Source organism: Roseovarius atlanticus, from assembly GCF_019802205.1.
Taxonomy (GTDB): Bacteria; Pseudomonadota; Alphaproteobacteria; order Rhodobacterales; family Rhodobacteraceae; genus Roseovarius; species Roseovarius atlanticus_A.
Genome location: NZ_JAHVHQ010000003.1, coordinates 347,499 through 363,886, shown reverse-complemented (window position 1 = coordinate 363,886; position 16,388 = coordinate 347,499). Strand labels below are relative to the sequence as shown.

The 16,388-nt window shown below is 62.9% G+C and carries 17 protein-coding genes and 2 pseudogenes; 7 read left to right on the top strand and 12 right to left on the bottom strand.

The features are described from left to right. Window positions 1-18: 18 nt before the first annotated feature. Window positions 19-1,026 carry an ABC transporter substrate-binding protein gene (locus KUV49_RS07590; RefSeq protein ID WP_222449428.1) on the bottom strand — a complete coding sequence of 336 codons (1,008 nt, stop codon included), beginning with the start codon at window positions 1,024-1,026 and terminating at the stop codon, window positions 19-21. 207 nt (window positions 1,027-1,233) lie between these two features. Here KUV49_RS07590 and hisN point away from each other — a divergent pair, with 207 nt between their 5' ends. Continuing rightward, entirely contained in the window at window positions 1,234-2,040 is an 807-nt protein-coding gene (hisN, locus tag KUV49_RS07585; protein WP_222449427.1) for a histidinol-phosphatase, read from the top strand. Between the two features lie 337 nt (window positions 2,041-2,377). On the opposite strand, the gene KUV49_RS21425 is transcribed toward hisN, so the two are convergent. The 3 genes from KUV49_RS21425 to KUV49_RS07575 all read right to left on the bottom strand — a co-directional run bounded on the left by KUV49_RS21425 (window position 2,378) and on the right by KUV49_RS07575 (window position 4,523). Beyond that, a complete protein-coding gene (locus KUV49_RS21425) occupies window positions 2,378-2,503 on the bottom strand; it encodes a hypothetical protein (protein WP_261391084.1) in 126 nt (41 codons plus the stop codon). Window positions 2,504-2,527: 24 nt separating this feature from the next. Further along, the gene (locus KUV49_RS07580; protein WP_261391082.1) at window positions 2,528-3,604 is read right to left on the bottom strand and encodes an alpha/beta hydrolase; all 1,077 of its coding nucleotides are present in this window, start codon (window positions 3,602-3,604) and stop codon (window positions 2,528-2,530) included. 100 nt (window positions 3,605-3,704) lie between these two features. Then, a complete protein-coding gene (locus tag KUV49_RS07575) occupies window positions 3,705-4,523 on the bottom strand; it encodes an SDR family oxidoreductase (RefSeq protein ID WP_222449426.1) in 819 nt (272 codons plus the stop codon). Between the two features lie 97 nt (window positions 4,524-4,620). Here KUV49_RS07575 and KUV49_RS07570 point away from each other — a divergent pair, with 97 nt between their 5' ends. Continuing rightward, the gene (locus tag KUV49_RS07570; protein WP_222449425.1) at window positions 4,621-5,556 is read left to right on the top strand and encodes a LysR family transcriptional regulator; all 936 of its coding nucleotides are present in this window, start codon (window positions 4,621-4,623) and stop codon (window positions 5,554-5,556) included. A gap of 233 nt (window positions 5,557-5,789) precedes the next feature. Here the strand turns inward: KUV49_RS07570 and KUV49_RS07565 are convergent, their stop codons facing one another. The 3 genes from KUV49_RS07565 to KUV49_RS07555 form a co-directional block, all read right to left on the bottom strand. After that, window positions 5,790-6,896: an alpha/beta fold hydrolase gene (locus KUV49_RS07565; RefSeq protein WP_222449424.1), complete on the bottom strand. Its 1,107-nt coding sequence runs from the start codon at window positions 6,894-6,896 to the stop codon at window positions 5,790-5,792. Between the two features lie 65 nt (window positions 6,897-6,961). Further along, on the bottom strand, window positions 6,962-8,014 hold the full coding sequence (locus KUV49_RS07560; protein ID WP_222449423.1) for an ankyrin repeat domain-containing protein: 1,053 nt from the start codon (window positions 8,012-8,014) through the stop codon (window positions 6,962-6,964). Beyond that, window positions 8,011-9,093, bottom strand: coding sequence for an NAD(P)-dependent oxidoreductase (locus KUV49_RS07555; protein ID WP_222449422.1), 1,083 nt, complete (start codon window positions 9,091-9,093; stop codon window positions 8,011-8,013). Before KUV49_RS07555 ends, KUV49_RS07560 begins: the two co-directional genes overlap by 4 nt. Window positions 9,094-9,157: 64 nt before the next feature. On the opposite strand from KUV49_RS07555, the gene KUV49_RS07550 reads away from it, so the two are divergent. After that, window positions 9,158-9,766, top strand: coding sequence for a TetR/AcrR family transcriptional regulator (locus KUV49_RS07550; protein ID WP_222449421.1), 609 nt, complete (start codon window positions 9,158-9,160; stop codon window positions 9,764-9,766). A 101-nt stretch (window positions 9,767-9,867) separates the two neighbouring features. On the opposite strand, the gene KUV49_RS07545 is transcribed toward KUV49_RS07550, so the two are convergent. The 3 genes and pseudogenes from KUV49_RS07545 to KUV49_RS21710 form a co-directional block, all read right to left on the bottom strand. Then, on the bottom strand, window positions 9,868-10,548 hold the full coding sequence (locus tag KUV49_RS07545) for a CPBP family intramembrane glutamic endopeptidase (protein WP_222449420.1): 681 nt from the start codon (window positions 10,546-10,548) through the stop codon (window positions 9,868-9,870). Then, window positions 10,545-11,042, bottom strand: coding sequence for a hypothetical protein (locus KUV49_RS07540; protein ID WP_261391081.1), 498 nt, complete (start codon window positions 11,040-11,042; stop codon window positions 10,545-10,547). The genes KUV49_RS07545 and KUV49_RS07540 overlap by 4 nt, the downstream gene beginning before the upstream one ends. Window positions 11,043-11,051: 9 nt before the next feature. After that, window positions 11,052-11,198 (bottom strand): annotated as a pseudogene (locus KUV49_RS21710) (helix-turn-helix domain-containing protein); the annotation flags it as partial. A 143-nt stretch (window positions 11,199-11,341) separates the two neighbouring features. Between KUV49_RS21710 and KUV49_RS07535 the strand changes: the two are divergent. Next, a complete protein-coding gene (locus KUV49_RS07535; protein WP_222449418.1) occupies window positions 11,342-12,301 on the top strand; it encodes a zinc-binding alcohol dehydrogenase family protein in 960 nt (319 codons plus the stop codon). A 99-nt stretch (window positions 12,302-12,400) separates the two neighbouring features. On the opposite strand, the gene KUV49_RS07530 is transcribed toward KUV49_RS07535, so the two are convergent. Beyond that, on the bottom strand, window positions 12,401-12,757 hold the full coding sequence (locus KUV49_RS07530) for a winged helix-turn-helix transcriptional regulator (protein WP_222449417.1): 357 nt from the start codon (window positions 12,755-12,757) through the stop codon (window positions 12,401-12,403). Window positions 12,758-12,874: 117 nt separating this feature from the next. Between KUV49_RS07530 and KUV49_RS07525 the strand changes: the two are divergent. The 3 genes and pseudogenes from KUV49_RS07525 to KUV49_RS07515 form a co-directional block, all read left to right on the top strand. After that, window positions 12,875-13,543, top strand: a pseudogene (locus KUV49_RS07525) (NADPH-dependent F420 reductase); the annotation flags it as partial. An 8-nt stretch (window positions 13,544-13,551) separates the two neighbouring features. Continuing rightward, window positions 13,552-14,538 (top strand): alcohol dehydrogenase catalytic domain-containing protein, encoded by a 987-nt coding sequence (locus KUV49_RS07520; protein ID WP_222449415.1) that lies wholly within the window; start codon window positions 13,552-13,554, stop codon window positions 14,536-14,538. Window positions 14,539-14,548: 10 nt separating this feature from the next. Beyond that, the gene (locus KUV49_RS07515) at window positions 14,549-15,664 is read left to right on the top strand and encodes an alkene reductase (RefSeq protein ID WP_222449414.1); all 1,116 of its coding nucleotides are present in this window, start codon (window positions 14,549-14,551) and stop codon (window positions 15,662-15,664) included. Window positions 15,665-15,964: 300 nt separating this feature from the next. On the opposite strand, the gene KUV49_RS07510 is transcribed toward KUV49_RS07515, so the two are convergent. Continuing rightward, entirely contained in the window at window positions 15,965-16,366 is a 402-nt protein-coding gene (locus KUV49_RS07510; protein ID WP_315899526.1) for a pseudoazurin, read from the bottom strand. Between the last annotated feature and the right edge of the window lie 22 nt (window positions 16,367-16,388).

Here is a 16,388-nt window from a genome sequence, read left to right as displayed (position 1 = left end):
GCCGCCCCGGTCTCGGGCTCAGCGCCCGAATTTTTCTTTCCACTGATCTTTTACGGCCGTCTGATCCTCTGCCGCCTTGATGAAATCAATATCCGCCAGGATCGTTGAGATGTCCGCGGGAAGGCCGGCTTTCTCGGCCGCCTCCGACGCATCGACACCCGGCACGGTGATCAGCGCCTTGTAGGTCTGGTAAAGGCCGATCGCCTCGTCCGACATGGTCCAGTCAAGGAAGGCTTTCGCCGCTTCCTTGTTGTCCGAGCTTGCCATCAGGCCCGACGCTTCCAACTCGTAGCCCACCCCGCCCTCGGGAAAGACCATCGCCAGCGGATAGCCTTCCTCGATCGACTGCATCGCGGTGAACGCCAGCGAAATGCCGACGGTGTATTCACCCACGCGGGCGGATTTGCATGGTTTCGAACCCGAAGAGGTGTATTGCGCCATGTTGGGATCGACCGCGTCCAGCTGTGCCCAGCCTGCCTCTTCGCCCATGCTTTGCAGCACGGCGTTGACGTGCAGGTACCCGGTGCCGGAGGAGTTCGGATCGGGCATGAGGATCTCGTCCTTGAATGCCGGGTCCTCCAGGTCGGCCCAGCTTGACGGCATCGACAGGCCTTTTTCCTCGAGCCGTGCGGTGTTCACGCAGAAGGCGCCCATATACCCGATGGGGGCGAACCACTTGCCCTCTTCACTGCGGAATTTCTCGGGCAGCACGTCGGAGCCGGCGGCCTCGTAGGGTTCCAGCATTTCGAGGATCTGCGGGTCCATCATCGCGCTGACGGCCCAACCCCAGATCACGTCAGCCTGCGGATTCTCCGCTTCGGCCAGCAGCCGCGCACCGAGCTTGCCGGTGGACAAGCGCAGGACATTGATCTCGGTGTCCGGCATGGCGGCCTGTGCCGCTTCGACGTAGGCCGCGATTTCTTCTTCCTCGAGGGCGGTATAGACGGTCAGTTCATCGGCCAGCGCCGGCGCGGCAAGGCCAAGCGCCGCGATCGAAAGCGCAGTGGTCTGTGTCCAGGTTTTCATGGTGATCTCCTTGTTGGTTCGGTTCTGTTGGCCCGGACCTGTATCCGGAAGATTGCGGACCCTTGCGATGGCCCGTTCTGGTTGCCCGACATGAAATACGAGTCTGGGGTTATTTGTGTAGTCTTGCGTTTTTGTGGCATTTGTCTACGATAAATTTTCAAAGCATATGTTTCGCGGCCCACCGCTCGCCGCATTTGAGGAAAAATCATGCAATCTCTCTCGACCTTTCCGGAAACGGACCGGCTCGCACAGTTCGCCGAAGGTTTGGCCGACGTCACTGACGCCATGGCGATGACCTATTTCCGCAAGCCGCTGGAAATCGAGGCAAAGGACGACGACTCGCCAGTCACGCAGGCCGACCGCGCCATCGAGGCAGAGATGCGCCGGCAGATCACGCAAGCCTTCCCGACTCACGGCATTCTTGGAGAGGAACAGGAGAGCGCGCGACTGGAATCCTCGCATATCTGGGTCATCGACCCGATTGATGGCACCAAGAGCTTCCTGTCCGGCATGCCCACCTTCGGCACGCTGATCGCCTGCCTCTCCGATGGCACGCCGGAACTCGGGGTGATCTCCATTCCGCCCACCGGCGAACGCTGGACCGGCCAGCGCGGTCATCGCACAACACTCAACGGCACGCCCTGTCAGACCAGTGGGAGAACGGCTCTGGCCGATGCGATCCTCTACACGACCAGCCCGGACAATTTCGACGGGACCGGACTGGCGCAGTTCGAGACGCTATCGGAAAAGGCTGCCATGCGACGGTTCGGCGGCGATTGCTACGGCTACGGGCTTTTGGCTTCGGGCCATGTCGATCTCCTGTTCGAGATGAACTTGCACCCCTATGACTACATGGCGCTCATCCCGGTGGTCGAAGGGGCGGGAGGTGTGATCACTGACTGGGACGGCGAGCCTCTCAAATTGGCATCGGACGGCAAGATTATCGCCGCCGCCAGCCGCCCACTGCACGCAGAGGCCCTGGCCGCTCTGAGGGCCACAGCATCCTCCCGGTGACCTGCGCAAGCAGGTTGGAAAGTTGTTTGCCCGGAAGCCGCTTGCGCCAAAAGGCTGATCCAACCCATTAGCGGACATATCTACAAAGCGCATGATCATCTCCCGACCATAGATATCGAACGTCAGGTTCTTCCTGTAGAGTTGAAATATGACCAAACTGCAGCGAACTTCCGCTTCCCGCCCTTCTAACCTTCGCTGCTAAGAAGCTAGATAGTTTGCCCGGGTTACCTTTAGGCCTCAAAAACGCACAGGCCCAGATATATTGGAGCTGAGTAGCAAAGCGAGTGAGCCGCGGCTTCGCCACAGCCCGCTCCATTTTCAAATCATGCCTTCGGCATCAGCTCCCCAATCTCGCCAGCTTCTCCTGGCCAATGGCGATATATCTGAGATTGTCCTCGATCTGGCCGGAATCCGTCTCGGTCTTGTTGGCCTCGATCAGCTTGGCGACGCTGTCTTCGAGCACGGCCTTCTCGTGGAGTATGGCATCCTATTCTGCTTTTTCTGCCTTTGTTGCAGGCCCGGCGATCCGGATCGTTCCGTTTCGTACATCGACCAGCACATGATCCGGGTGCGGCAGAGGTGGCGGCAGGTCGCTGATGCCGACCGCTTCACGTCGGACCAGCTCGCGCTCCCAGGTAATCTTGGACTTGAGTACATGGTTCACGTCCGGGAGAAGTTCCAGTTCGGCATTTGGTGTGGCATCCGCAAGCAGGCGCGCGTCCGCGTTGCTCACCTGCATATCGCACGTGCCTTGAATGACCAGCATGGGCACATCGACCGCGGCCACCAGTTCAACCGGATCGTAAGATATCGCGTCGATCAGGAAGCCCTGAATCTGCGGTGCAAAAAGGGGCTGAAGCGTGGGGTTCAATGCACTCGCATCGACCCGCTCGCCGCGCTTCAGTGACGCGAGCGCCGCGTCCGCTTCTTCGAGGTATGCCGCATTCGCGGGATTGGCGCGCAGCTGCTCGCGTATCACCTCGTCGAACGGTCGACCGATGCTCGCGAGCAAAATCAGCCCACATGGGTCTGGAAGACGTGCCATGGCGGCCAATGCAACCAGTCCGCCCTCACTGTGCCCCACGGGGACCACACAGCGTGCACCGTCCTTCGCCGGCAGCCGCTCCCGGATGGCGTTCGTCCAGGAAAGCAGGTCGTCCCCGTAGGCTGCAATCGTCACGTCGTTCGGGTCCGATGTTGCCCCCGCCGAACCGAACATCCCGCGTTTGTCGATCCGTACCGAAGGATAGCCCCGCTCCGCCAGAGCTTGGGCAAGGAGTCTGTAGGGTGCCGCCGCGACGCCAAGAGGCGAGTTGCCGTCGCGATCGGTGGGGCCCGAACCTGGCACGATCAGAAGGACCGGCGTTTCCGTCGGAAGCGGGCCGCCGTGAGCTGGGAGGGTCAAGGTTCCTGCAAGGGTCCCCGAGGGACCCTGTGCGCTCAGATCTTCCTGTATCGGCAACTGTTTTCCTCCGTCTGAATTATGACTTGTCTGGGCGCTCACGTACGTCGCGGCTGTGAAACCGATAAGCAGTTGAGCAACGATGACATGGGCAGCTCGCATGGATGTGGTCCTCGCGTTGGTTTCGAAGGTCTATGTTGCGGCGACAAACTGCACAAATTAGTCCGCCCATTCGCGGCGCCTGGTCGTTGCGCTGCCCTGCTCAGCTACGTGCGTTCGACGCCTCGATTTCCTCCATAAGCTTCCTGCACTTTGCGCTTGCCCACTCGTGCGCATCAGGTCCGAACAACAGCCGTCGCGCAGGGTCCGAGGCCGACGCTTCGGCGACGATCAGGGCGGCAAGGTCCTCGGGATCGTTCTGTTGTGCGCCGTTCGCCTGAGCGATGAAGCTTCGGAAACCCTCCAAGGCCTCCGCATAATCGGCAATCTCGACGTTGCCCTGCCGCGCGGTGGACGGGTCGAGAAAGTTCGTGCGCATCATGCCCGGCTCGACGACGAGGGATCGGATGCCAAGCGGCGCGATCTCTTCGGCGAGGCCCTCCATCCAGCCTTCCAGCGCAAACTTGGACGCCGAATAGACCGAGCCGCCCTGGTTCGAGACGAGACCGTTGACCGACGAGATCGTCACCACGAGGCCTGAACGCTGCTTGCGCATCGTGGGCAAGACCGCCCGCGCCACGTTCATGGCGCCGAACAGATTGATCTCGAACTGGCGGCGCACGTCATCGTCGGGGATCGTCTCGAACCAACCAAGCTGCGCGCGACCCGCGTTGTTGACCAGAACGTCGATCCGGCCGAACGCCTCAATGGCCGCGCCATGCGCGGCCGACGTCGCCTCGGGATCGGTCACGTCGAGCGGCAGCACGAGCAGGTTGTCGTCCGAAGCCCCGAGGCTGTTCTCGATCCCGTCCACGGTCCGGCTGGTCGCAACGACCTTGTCGCCCGCTTTCAGGGCGTCGCGGGCGATCAGGTGCCCCAGGCCCCTGCCTGCTCCGGTGATGAACCATGTTTTGCCAGACATCGTCAGATCCTCTTGTTTGCTGACCATTGATTAATGTATTTATCTAGTTTTCCATTAGTGCCTTGGATTTTTTAGGCCCTAGTAGTGAGGCTACTGAATGGATCCGCGACAGTTTTCCGACCTCTTCATCTTCAATCGGGTTGTCGAAGAGCGCAGTTTCACCGCCGCGGCCCGCAGCCTAGGCGTCACCCAGTCCGCCGTCAGCCAGACAGTGAAGCGCCTTGAGCAGGATATGGGCATCAGGCTGTTATCACGCTCAACGCGCAGCCTTGCGCCGACCGCGGCGGGCGAGCGTCTGCTTGCCACGCTCTCTCCTGTCATCGCGGAACTTGGCGCGGAGATGGACGCACTCGAACGGCTGCGCGAGGAACCGGGCGGGCGTCTGCGTGTAACCTGCGGAAAACATGCCGCCGATACGTTCGTTTGGCCGGCCTTCGCGCAGCTGTTGGCCGCTCATCCCGAGATCGAGGGCGAGTTGAGCGTGGAGAACGGCTACGTCGATATCGTCGCGGAGCGTTTCGACCTCGGCATACGAATGCGCGACGATCTGGAGATGGACATGGTCGCCGTGCCCGTGGGGCCGCCCCTGAGGGCCGTCGTGGTGGCGGCGCCGGGGTATCTCGACACCTGCGACCGGCCGCGCATACCGCGTGAGCTGGCCGCGCATCGCTGCATCGGTTTCAGGAATGCCGGCGGAACCCTGTCGCCGTGGTCGTTCGAGAAGGACGGACACGCAGAAACGGTGAAGGTGTCGCCCTCCGTCACCGTCAACGACGGTGACGCGCTCGTTGGGGCGGCACTGGCGGGGATGGGCCTGGCCTACATGCTTGAGGACCTTGCCGCGCCCTTCCTGGCCGACGGTCGCCTTGTCGAGGTCCTGTCCGACTGGTGCCCCCCGTTTCCCGGCTATCACGCCTTCTATTCCAGCCGGCGCCAGCCGACCCGCGCCTTCACCTTGTTTCTCGAGATCCTGCGGCAGAAGGCCCGAGAAAGAGCCGATAATCAGGCTAATGGTGCTCTCGAAGGGCCGTGAGGAGGCAATCACTCCCCGACGGCTCCCAGACCAGCGCGGCTTGGCCTGGCGGGAAGGGTAAATCGGTCCATCTTGCCTGTTCTCGTCAAGTTGCTTCGCTGTCGGCAAGACGCCATCACCAGCTCTGAATAGATGAACAGGACTGCGAACTCGCGTGGTTTCAACACAGGATGCGCTAGCAGTTCGAGACGCGCGGCGATGTCGAGCTACGCGCGAGCGAGTACTTTTGGCTCTCATTCCTTGGGGAAACGTTGCCCTAACCACGAGAGGGTCAGCCGGTTCAACTCGCCAGGTTTTTCCTCCGGCGTCCAATGCCAGCAATCTTCCAGAACATGCCGTTCGAGGTCGGGGACGTGCGATGCCATGCCGTCGGTCATACCCGGTCTGAGGACAACGTCGTTGGCCGCCGAGACCATGAGAGATGGAACACGGATCGTCTGATCGATATCCAAGCCGACACGCCAGTTCCGGGAAAGATTCCGGTACCAGTTGATCGCCGGAGTGAACCCGGTTCGCGCGAAAGCCTCTTCATAGACAGAGAGTTCTTGGGATGTAAGCACGTCACGCCCGGGGAGCACCTCTGGCAAGGGCTTTCTATAGTATTCCATGTTGGTGACCTCCGGCGGCAAATCGTCCCATTCGGCCGAGGTGACGAGGTCTTTGCGATAGGCGTTCTGCAGGGTTCCTCGGGGGTCGGCGTCCATTGCCTGGTCGGCCGTCGTTCCGTCCTGGAACATCAGAACGTACATTTCGGGAGAATAGACCTCGCGCATCTTCTTGACCGGATCGATCGCCGGATCATCGACGAATGATGCGCCGTCCGGCAAGGCTGCATTCACCAGATCAGTATGCAACCAGAGCCGCCAATGCGGGACAAAGGGCGTGTTGACCCCGATCACGCCGGCAACGCGGCCCGGGTGAAGAAGCGGCATCTGCCATGCCAGCAACCCGCCCCAATCATGACCCATGAAGACGGCCTTGCGGACATGAAGCGCATCCAGAAGCCCCGTCAGATCACCCGTCAATTGACCGACATCATAGCTCTCGACGGCGCCGGGCGCGTCGGTTCGACCATAGCCGCGAAGATCGGGAACGATGACCCGATACCCTGCTTCGGCCAAGGCCGGAACCTGAAGCCGCCATGTGAAGGAGAGGCCGGGAAACCCGTGCAGCAGGACGACGGCTGGCCCGGTTCCGGCTTCGTGAACCGCCATGTTGATCCCGTTGGTTCTGACCATGCGGACCGGCGGCATGTCCGACCCTTTGGCGACGGCGGGAACCGCCCCGGCGAATGCGGTCGCACCCAAGCCGGCAAGGAATGTTCTGCGAGACGTCGTCATTGGCACGTCCTTTCTACTGGTGTTTCGATGTAAGAGATCGCGCCGGGCGGCGACGGCGTGTCGTGTCAGGAGTCGCGAGGCGGATTATCTTGCGTGGTTTTGGCACGGCAGTTTTCTTCCGCATCGGCAAGACTCCGGGCCAGATCATCGTAGCCGTAGAGGATGGCCAACTCTCTTGGCGTCAATCCCGCATGTGTTCGCAGGTCGAGACGGGCACCGGCCGCGATCAAGGCCTGTGCCGCGTCGTGATGCCCATGCCAGACCGCATCGTGAAGGGGCGTCATGCCGTTCAAGGCACCCTGGGCATCGAGTTCTGAGGCTCGCCTGTCGAGGCGCTCGTGGTTCGCGACCATCAGGCGGACAACATCGCCGTGCCCGAAGTAGCAAGCCTCGTGCAGTGCGGTCCCGCCCAACAGGCCGATGGTTCGGCGCGGATCGGCGCCGGCCCTCAGCAGGGCAAGAACGATATCGGCCTGTCCATCGCGGGCTGCGATGGCGAGCGGGGTGTAGTTGTCGTCGGGACTTCCGATCATCGGCAGCCGTATGTCGATATCCGCACCAGTATCGATCAGCCGCATTACGCCGGACAGGTCCCCATTCTGCAGCGCGGTGACCAGGGGCTGCGCGTCGATCCAGGCCCTGCGATCCTGCTCGTGTGCGGTGAGCATCCCGGAGATGTCCGAAAGCTCATCCCGCTGAGCAATATCGAGCGCAGTCTCTCCCCAATGGTTCCGTATCGAGTCCCTCGCCCCACGGCGCAGTAACAGCGCGACGAGGCCCGTCTGCTTGTAGACCACGGCATCCATGAGGGCCGTGTGACCGAGGATCGGCGATTGCTGGTCGATGAAGGCGCCATAGTCGAGCAGAAGCTCGGCGACATCGCAGTTTCCCGACAACGCAGCCTTGTGGAGGGCCGAGGCGCCCATGCGCGGCTCTATTGCCAGAACGTTCGAACCCGCGGTCAACAGGATTTCTACCATGTTCGGTTGCCCGAGGCCGGCCGCTACCATCAGCGGCGTCAGCCCCTCGGGGCCGGAGCGGTTCGGGTCCGCTCCTTCGCGAAGAAGCCTGACGGCGACCGCGAGGTCGCCCGCACGGATTGCAGTCTCAAGTCTCATGCCGCGCTCCTGACATCGGCGACGAGGTGCTCCATCGAAACCGTCTTGTTGATTTTTCCCTCGGGTTGGAGATCGACAATCGATCCGCCGATGTCCCGGAGCCGCGCGAAGTAGGTCCCGGCGTCCAGCAACTGGTAGGGAAAATAGAGGCCCGGCCGTGTCGGTGCCTGCCCGCCAAGCCCTGTCAGGCTTTCAAGCACCATTGCCACCCCCGATCCGGTCAGCGGCATCTGGCCACCGGGATGCACGACGGCAAACCGCATCGCCAAGGGGCTTCCCTCCGGGTCCGTCCCGGCGAGCTCGATCAGAATCTCCGCTGAGAGCGGCTCCCCCCTGCGACGACTGGAACTGACACCGATCGCCAGGTCGAACCGAACATTCGGCGCGCCCGTCGCCATGGACAGTCCGAGAAGATCGTTCGGCGAAAGGGCGGACGCCTCCATTTCGGTCCCGTCCACGGATCGGAATCGCGAGGTCGTGGCCTCCCCGGTCCGCCAGGCAAAGGAACCCTCGCGGCGTTCCAGTGCGGCCGCCATCACCTGAGTCTGGCGCTCAAGGTCCGCCTCGGCGGCGGGGCCGAATGCATCTTCCTCGTCGAGCAGGGCGCCGATACGGATATCCTCGACATCACCGAAGGCGGTTGCGGCGGCCATTGCCGGCACGCTGGTCGCACCCACCAGCCATTCCGTCCCGAGGACCGCTGCAGAGGCGTCGGGGCGGTGAATGTAGGCCGCAACTTCCGGCCCCAGCTCGATGATGCCCGGCGAGATATTCACGTAAGGCACGCCGCGATCCTGGGCGAAGCGAAGGCCTGCGACCTGCTGATCGGTGAACAGGACCGCGACAGCACTGACCGGGCGATCGCCTATGCCCAGATCTTTGGCCGACAGATCCATGGCGATGCCTTCCGCATTTCCGATGTCGCCCGCCACGCGCTGCGCCTTGTCGAGATCACGCCCTCCGATCAGCAGGGGCAGATCGGGGTGTGCGTCCCGAAGATACCGGGCCGTGTGCTGGCCGACTATACCGGAGCCTCCCACCAGCAATATCGGGTTGATTGACATTGTCTTGTCCTCCATATCCTATTACCTACCATTCGTAGGAATACACATAACCTACCAATAGTAGGTTTCAAGGGGACGTATGGCAAAGATGCCGACAAAGCAGAAAACCGACGAACGACGGGCGGCAGCGCGGCTTTCCAAGACCGAGCGCCGCGCGCAGCTACTCGACACCGCTTTGGCGGTCGTCAGGCAGGAAGGCACGGACCGGCTCAGTCTCGGCTACCTCGCCGAACGTGCGGGTGTTTCGAAGCCGGTTGCCTACGATCACTTCGGGGATCGATCCGGCCTGTTGATCGCGCTCTACAAGTGGATCGACACCGAGCGGATGAATACCTTCCGCAACGGCCTTCTCAGCCGGAACCCCACCAGGGCAGACGCGATCGAAGACCTTGCATCTGCTTATATCGACTGCGCCGCCGACGCGTCCGGAGAGTTCCATGCAGTCGGCGCTGCACTGGCGGGGAGCGATGAGAAGGCCGCTGTCCTGCAGGAGCTTCTGGCCCAGGCCGTTGCGATGTTCGTCGCCGTCCTGGGACCACACAGCGAATTGTCCCCCAGAGAACTGGAACTGCGGTGCATCGGCCTCGTCGGCGCGGGCGAGGCGCTCTCGATGGCCGTCCTCCGCGGAACGCGCACCAAGGCGGACGTTACCGGAACGTTCTCATCAATGATCGCGGGCTGCATCTAGAGAACGTCGGCCCCGAAGAGGCTCTTGCTGTGTCGGGGTTGAGCGACTGACGACGGCAAGAGACTTGCAGCCGCGTCAGGGTCAGTCGTTGGCCTGAAAATTCACGCCGCCATGCGGGCCATTACGAGCACGGGCACCGTGGGCAGGTTAATTACGGCGTGGACGATAACGGCGGGCCAGATGGAACCGCTGCGGCGGAAGACTTCACCCGCGACAAGGCCGCTGACGAAGGCGGCTGGAAAGATGGGGTTGATGCCATGGAACACCGCGAAGATCAGCGCGCCCCCGACAACGCCAACCACGGCACCGTAGCGCAGCAGTGCCGTGGTCACCACGCCGCGGAACAGGAATTCTTCGCCCAACGGGGTGACGATTGCGAGGAAGAACGTCGCCAGAACAAGGTTGAGCGCTCCTCCGCTGCCGCCGTCGGCATAAATATCCTGCGGCGAGGATTCATCGCCGGTGATCGCGATATAGGCCAGTATCGCCGCGCTCTTCGCTAAAAAACCAAGGATGCCACCCACGACTCCGATCAGAATCCAGCACCTGGTCGTGGCGCGGATACCAAAGGCCGCAAGGTCAAGCCGGCGCAACCAGTAGGCTGCCAGAAAACCCGCCATCCCGCCAATTCCCGACATCGCCGTCATGATCAAACCAATGGCGGCGGGATCGATCGGCAACCGCGTCACGAGAATGGACCCGCCGAAGCCGACCACGACAAGGCCCGTCAGCCCGGCAATGATCTCAGGCCAGCCGGGACGCGTCGGCGAATGGTTGGTCATCGCGACGCCTCCGTCACCATGGTTCGACGGTCCCCGAAAGGATCGGGGGGCACGGGATCGCAGAAAGGCAGGGTGCTCGCGGTGCGGATGGCATTTGCCAGCCGCTCGATGACCTCTTCGGCGCTCAAGACCTGACCGTGAACGATTGCCGCGAGGCTGATCGTCTCGTCGACGATGCGAACGGCGGCCGAAACCAAGGCTGCGCAGAGCCGTATCTCGAACTCATTCGCGGAGCGGTCGAGCCTGAAAGCAATGACGTCGCGCATATGCACCTCGCCTTCGTGACACGCCAAAAGCCACGAAGCTCGAAGATCGGGCTCGCCCGGCAGAACCGCCAGAAGCCGTGCCACCAGGATACCGTCCGCAATGTCTTGTGCGGACTGGTTTTCGGGGGCGAGACAAATTTGCAGATGCGGCTCCAATGCGCGATCTGTCGGCCAGTCGCGCAAATGGCAGGCGAATTGCAGCGACGATCTGGAGAACAGGGGCGCCACGCAGTTTTCCTTGGTACGGAAATGGCGCCAGACCGTCCTTTTGGAAACCCCGGCGGCTTGGGCGATATCATCGCCGGTAGTCGCCGAAACCCCGCGTTCGAGAAAGAGCGTCGCTGCGTGGCGCGCCAGCCGGAGCGTCGTTTCGTCTTGAGACATGTAAAAACCTTATCGGCATTGAATGTCAAATAATATGACACTAAGTGCCAGAAAGGCAAGAGCAGCGCCCATGCGAACTGTGGATTCGGCAAATCCGGCAGGTCTGCCATCTTGCAAACAAAACGGCGAAGAAAGGAAACGTCATGAAAGCGGCACGTTATGAAGCTCCAGGCGGACCGGATGTCCTGAGCTACACGGAGGTCGAGGCACCGGCCTGTCCCGAGGATGGAGTGCTCCTTCGGGTGGAAGCAATCTCGATAGAGGGCGGCGACCTTATCAACCGTGCAACGACGGCACTCCAGGCAGCGGGCGACATTCTGGGCTATGCGGCTTCGGGCGAGATCGTCGAGGTTGGCGCGCAGGTTGATGACCGCTTCGTCGGGCAGAAGGTGACGTCATTCGACATGGGCGGGTCCCATGCCGAATTGCGCGCCGTGAAAGCCACGCGGACATGGATCGTGCCGGACGGTCTGGACATGGCGGCTGCGGCCGCCCTGCCGATCTCCTTCGGGACGGCCCATCACAGCCTGTTCGCGCGCGGAAAACTGATCGAGGGCGAGACACTGCTCGTGCAGGGCGGAGCCGGCAGCGTCGGAGTCGCGGCGATCCAGCTGGCCCATCGCGCCGGCGCGAAGGTCTTGGCGACCGTCTCGGGCGCCGATCGCGCGGCGCGCCTGCAGGCTTATGGGCTGGATGCCGCAATCGACCATCGCACCGAGGATGTGACCGCGGCGGTCATGCGGCTGACCGACAGCCGGGGCGTGGACCTGGTCGTCGATCCTGTCGGCTCCACGCTCGCGGGATCGCTTGCTGGACTTCGACCCGAGGGCCGTCTGGTCTTCGTCGGCAATGCGGGGCGCGCATCGCTGGAACTGGATCTCTGGCCCGCCCTGCAGGCCAACCAGACGCTTCTGGGTGTGTTCATGGGCAGCCAGCTCGAAAAACCCGAAGTCCACCGGACGGTTGACGACATGTTGCGCCTGGCCGCCGCCGGTGAAATCGACGCTCCCATCGAACGACGGTTTCCGCTTGCCGAGGCCGCGGCGGCACATGCCCATTCCGAGGAAAACTCCATCCTTGGCCGGGTCGTCCTCGTCCCCTGACCTGCAAGACCCGGGCCCGCCGCGACGGCAAGAGCCCGGGTCGCTACATAACGCACCCAGGGCCAGGCATTCTTCACGGATTACGACGGGACAAGGTTCTTACGCCCCGGCCTCTCGCTTGCGCCCGCCTCGCGTGTCCTCCCGGACCCTGGCCGCTGATATCCTGGCGACGCGGTCCATGTTCCTGTCACCCCACTCGCAAACGGCCGCAAAGCTCTTGCAGAAATCGTGTCCGAACTCCGTGAGTTCGTATTCGACATGAGGCGGCACCGTCCGGAAGTCGATCCGTCGCACAAGGCCGTCGGCCACCAACGCCTTCAGCTGTTCGGCCAGGACCTTCTCGCTCACGTCGCCGAGAACACGACGAAGTGCCGCGAACCGCAGGCGCTCGCGGCCCAGGTGGTACAGGATCAGAAGCTTCCACTTGCCGGCGATAAGGTCCACCGCGGCTTCCATTCCGCATCTGTATCGACTTGGCTCCATCGTCGCCCCCGGAAAAGTTTACACTTACATTTTTGTATGTACTAGACATTTTGTAGTGAAGGCAACCATCTTCCCGTTCAACGCCGCCAGGGCGCGATGCAACGAACGGAGAAGACAATGCAGATCGGAACCATTGGAGCCGGCCAGGTCGCTCAGGCTTTTGCCCGCAAAGCGGCCGCTGCCGGACATCGAATGATCCTCAGCAACCGACGGGGGCCGGAGGATCTCGCCCCCCTGGCGTCGGCCATCGGAACAGCGGTGAGTGCCGCCGCCCGTGAAGAGGCCGCAGCTTGCGATATTGTCCTTCTGGCCGTGCCGTGGAGCCAGGTCGAAGACGCCTTGTCCGGCTTGCCGGACTGGCGCGGACGTATTCTGATCGACGCCACCAATGCCTTCGACGGTGAGGGGCGGACGGTTCCCGATGCGGCGAGCTCCAGCGAGCTCGTGGCGGCGCTCGCGCCAGGAGCCCGCGTTGTCAAAGCGCTGAACGCGACCTTCATGACCAACTTCGAGACCGCTCCTGCCGTCGGCCCCTTCCGGCGGGCGATATTTGTCTCCGGAGACGATGGCGATGCCGTCGAACAGGTCGCGGACCTCCTCGAACAGTTCGGCTTCGCGCCGGTCGACCTTGGCCCTCTGGCTCTCGGCGGGCGGATGCAGGCGGTCGGCTCGACGTTGGCCGGTCATGAGTTCTTTCTGCCCTGGCCGGCACCCAGATCCTTTCCGGCATTCAACGGCGCGCCCGAGCGGACCCGATGAGGCAATCCATGGAAGCTCCCTATCGCATTGTCCACGACCGGCCGGGCGCGCCGGAAAATGTTCTGCGGATCGAGCGGACGCAACTTCGACCACTGAAACCTGGCGAGGTGCTGGTCGAAGTCACACGCAGCGCCATTCATCCCGGCGATCTGCAACTGATCGCCGCGCAAGGCGTGCGCGATCCGGCACAGTGGCCGCGCGTCCCGGGACTGGAAGGCGCCGGTGTCGTCGCTGACGCCGCTCCCGGAGCGCTGGCCGGTACGGGCCTGGCGCCGGGATCGCGGGTCGCCTTCTTCGCGCCGGCCGCTTGGCAGTCACACGTTGTGGTACCGAAGCAGGCCCTGGTCGCGCTTCCGCCAGACGTACCGGACGACATTGCAGCGCAACTCCTCGTCAATACCGTCACAGCGCGTCATGTCCTGCGTGCCGCCCGCCAGAATGGCGGACGCCTGGTGCAGTCCGGCGCCTCCTCTTCCACCGGAAAGCTGATTTCAACCTTCGCCCTCGAAGCCGGCCTGGCCCCGATCCGGCTGGTCCGCTCGGCGCAGAGTGCCGACAGGCTGGCGGCGATCCTGCCGGGAGGCGACATCGTCGACACGTCTTCCGCCGATTGGCAAGAACGCGTCCGCGAGCTTGCGCATGACCGGATCGGCCCGATCATCGACGGTGTCGGTGGCACGCTGCTCACCGAACTTGCGGTGCTGGCAGAACCCGGGGCGCGGATCGTGTCCTATGGCAGGCTCGATGCGCGGCCAGTCGATCATACGCCCTTCATCGCGAAGGGACTGTCTTTGATCGGCGTGACGATCGGGACATGGCATCAGGATACCGGCATCGAAGACCAGGCGGGCGACCTGCGGGCCGCGCTCCGTCTCGGCCAGACCGTTCCCGACCTCTTCGCCCACGCCGGGTCCTTTCCGGCGAGTCATCTGGCCGCGGCGATCGCTGCCGCGGTCTCCCCCGGGAAACCGGGCAATATCCTCCTCGAACTTTGAAGGTGTCCTCATGACGACCAGAACTCCCACACTCTTCGATCCCATCACGCTTGGCGAGCTCGAGCTTCCCAATCGCATCATCATGGCCTCGATGACCCGGGCCAGAACGCGCAATCCGGATCACGTCCCGGTGCCCATGCAGGCCGAGTATTACCGCCAGCGGGCATCGGCCGGCCTGATCCTGACGGAAGGAACCTGGCCGAGCGTCGAGGCCATCGGTGCCACGGACGTGCCGGGCCTGTTCAGCGAGGCCCAGGCCGAAGGCTGGAAGCGCGTCACGGAGGCAGTACACGAGGCCGGCGGGCGCATTTCGGTTCAGCTGGGACATACCGGCGGGGCCTCACATCCCGCGTTGCTCGGCGGCAGGGCGCCCCTCGCCCCGTCACCCATCGGGCTGAACGTGCGTGTCTTCGCCAATGGCACGTTCCACACAAGCCCGGTGCCGAAAGCCATGTCGCGGGACGATATCCTCCGCACGATCGACGACTATGCATACGCGACGCGACTGGCGCGAAAGGCCGGCTTCGACGGCGTGGAACTGCATGGCATCATCGGCTTTCTCGTTCCACAATTCCTCAGCGACCATTTCAACCAACGCGAGGACGACTATGGCGGCAGCATCGAGAACAGAACCCGGTTCCCCCTCGACGTGCTGGCAGCCATGGTCTCGGAGTGGAGCGCCGGCCGCGTCGGCGTGAAGCTCAGCCCTGCGATCGGACTTGCCGATCTCCAGCCGACCGCGGCGACCGTGCCCACCTACGAGCATCTGGTCTCGCGGATCGACGAGATGAGCCTTGCCTACATCCAGTTCTACGAAAGCGCAGAGGACCTGTCGACCACACCCGTCGCCGAACTGGCCGGCGGTACGGCGCGCCACTTCCGGCAACATTACGACGGGCCGATCATCGCCAATGGCGGGTTCGACAAGGAGCGGGCCGAAGCCGCCCTTGCCGCCGGCACCATCGACGCAGTGGCGTTTGGAGCGCCCTATCTCTCCAATCCCGATCTCGTGGACCGTCTCCGGCGCAATGTTCCTCTTGCTCCCGTACCACCCGAGGAAACCTGGTACGGAGGAGACGAGGAGGGCTACCTCGATTCCCCGCTCGCCGACGCGGCGAGGGAGTGAGGGACCCGAGATTTTAGCTGCGGCCAGGAATACTGACGTTGGGACCGCGAGGGACACCAAGGACATGCTGCACACTGCAAGAAGGTCCGGCTCTGTCGCTGCCACCCAGCGTAAATCTCCGCGCCCGCCTTGGTCATTCTCGCTCCGTGCGTACGCGGCGAGAATCTCGGATGGTGCAGTTAGGGGTCGGTCCCGATCTTCGCCGCGTCTGTCCAGAACGGCTCGTGTGCGGACTTTACAGACCTTCGCTGGGGTATGAACGAGGGTCCGCTTCACCTACGGACAACCGCGTTCCGGGTATCATTCGCCAGTCATGAGAATCTTTGACATCCGCTCACGCGCACGTCGCGGCACTGCATCCGGCAGCGGCGATGCACCGTCGACGTCCCCTACGTCGATAATCATCACCATGCCCATGGCGTAATGCGGTGAGCACTTGATGCCGTAGCGTCCCTTGATCTCGAAGCTGACGGAGATCTCTTCGTCGATTTTTCCGATAAAACTTTCGGCACCTTCGGGTAGCATCTCGGGAATGGACGCTGCGTTGTGCCCGCGCTGCGTGGCCAGGAAACGGACCGTGTCGCCGGGAGCGATCTGCAGGTGAGCGGGCTCGTAGACCATCGCGCCGGTGTCTCCGCGCGTAAGCATTTTCACGTCATGGGTTTCGGCGTATGCGATGGACGGCAGAAGGGTGATCAACACAGTTAGAAGTCGCATGGGCGAT

Coding starts and splice junctions, on each gene's coding strand:
- KUV49_RS07575 (WP_222449426.1), bottom strand. CDS start 4,523: ATGTCTGGCAAAACATGGTTCATCACCGGAGCAGGCAGGGGCCTGGGG.
- hisN (WP_222449427.1), top strand. CDS start 1,234: ATGCAATCTCTCTCGACCTTTCCGGAAACGGACCGGCTCGCACAGTTC.
- KUV49_RS07530 (WP_222449417.1), bottom strand. CDS start 12,757: ATGGAAGCCGCGGTGGACCTTATCGCCGGCAAGTGGAAGCTTCTGATC.
- KUV49_RS07545 (WP_222449420.1), bottom strand. CDS start 10,548: ATGACCAACCATTCGCCGACGCGTCCCGGCTGGCCTGAGATCATTGCC.
- KUV49_RS07570 (WP_222449425.1), top strand. CDS start 4,621: ATGGATCCGCGACAGTTTTCCGACCTCTTCATCTTCAATCGGGTTGTC.
- KUV49_RS07565 (WP_222449424.1), bottom strand. CDS start 6,896: ATGACGACGTCTCGCAGAACATTCCTTGCCGGCTTGGGTGCGACCGCA.
- KUV49_RS07560 (WP_222449423.1), bottom strand. CDS start 8,014: ATGAGACTTGAGACTGCAATCCGTGCGGGCGACCTCGCGGTCGCCGTC.
- KUV49_RS07550 (WP_222449421.1), top strand. CDS start 9,158: ATGGCAAAGATGCCGACAAAGCAGAAAACCGACGAACGACGGGCGGCA.
- KUV49_RS07520 (WP_222449415.1), top strand. CDS start 13,552: ATGGAAGCTCCCTATCGCATTGTCCACGACCGGCCGGGCGCGCCGGAA.
- KUV49_RS07515 (WP_222449414.1), top strand. CDS start 14,549: ATGACGACCAGAACTCCCACACTCTTCGATCCCATCACGCTTGGCGAG.
- KUV49_RS07535 (WP_222449418.1), top strand. CDS start 11,342: ATGAAAGCGGCACGTTATGAAGCTCCAGGCGGACCGGATGTCCTGAGC.
- KUV49_RS07590 (WP_222449428.1), bottom strand. CDS start 1,026: ATGAAAACCTGGACACAGACCACTGCGCTTTCGATCGCGGCGCTTGGC.
- KUV49_RS07580 (WP_261391082.1), bottom strand. CDS start 3,604: ATGCGAGCTGCCCATGTCATCGTTGCTCAACTGCTTATCGGTTTCACA.
- KUV49_RS07555 (WP_222449422.1), bottom strand. CDS start 9,093: ATGGAGGACAAGACAATGTCAATCAACCCGATATTGCTGGTGGGAGGC.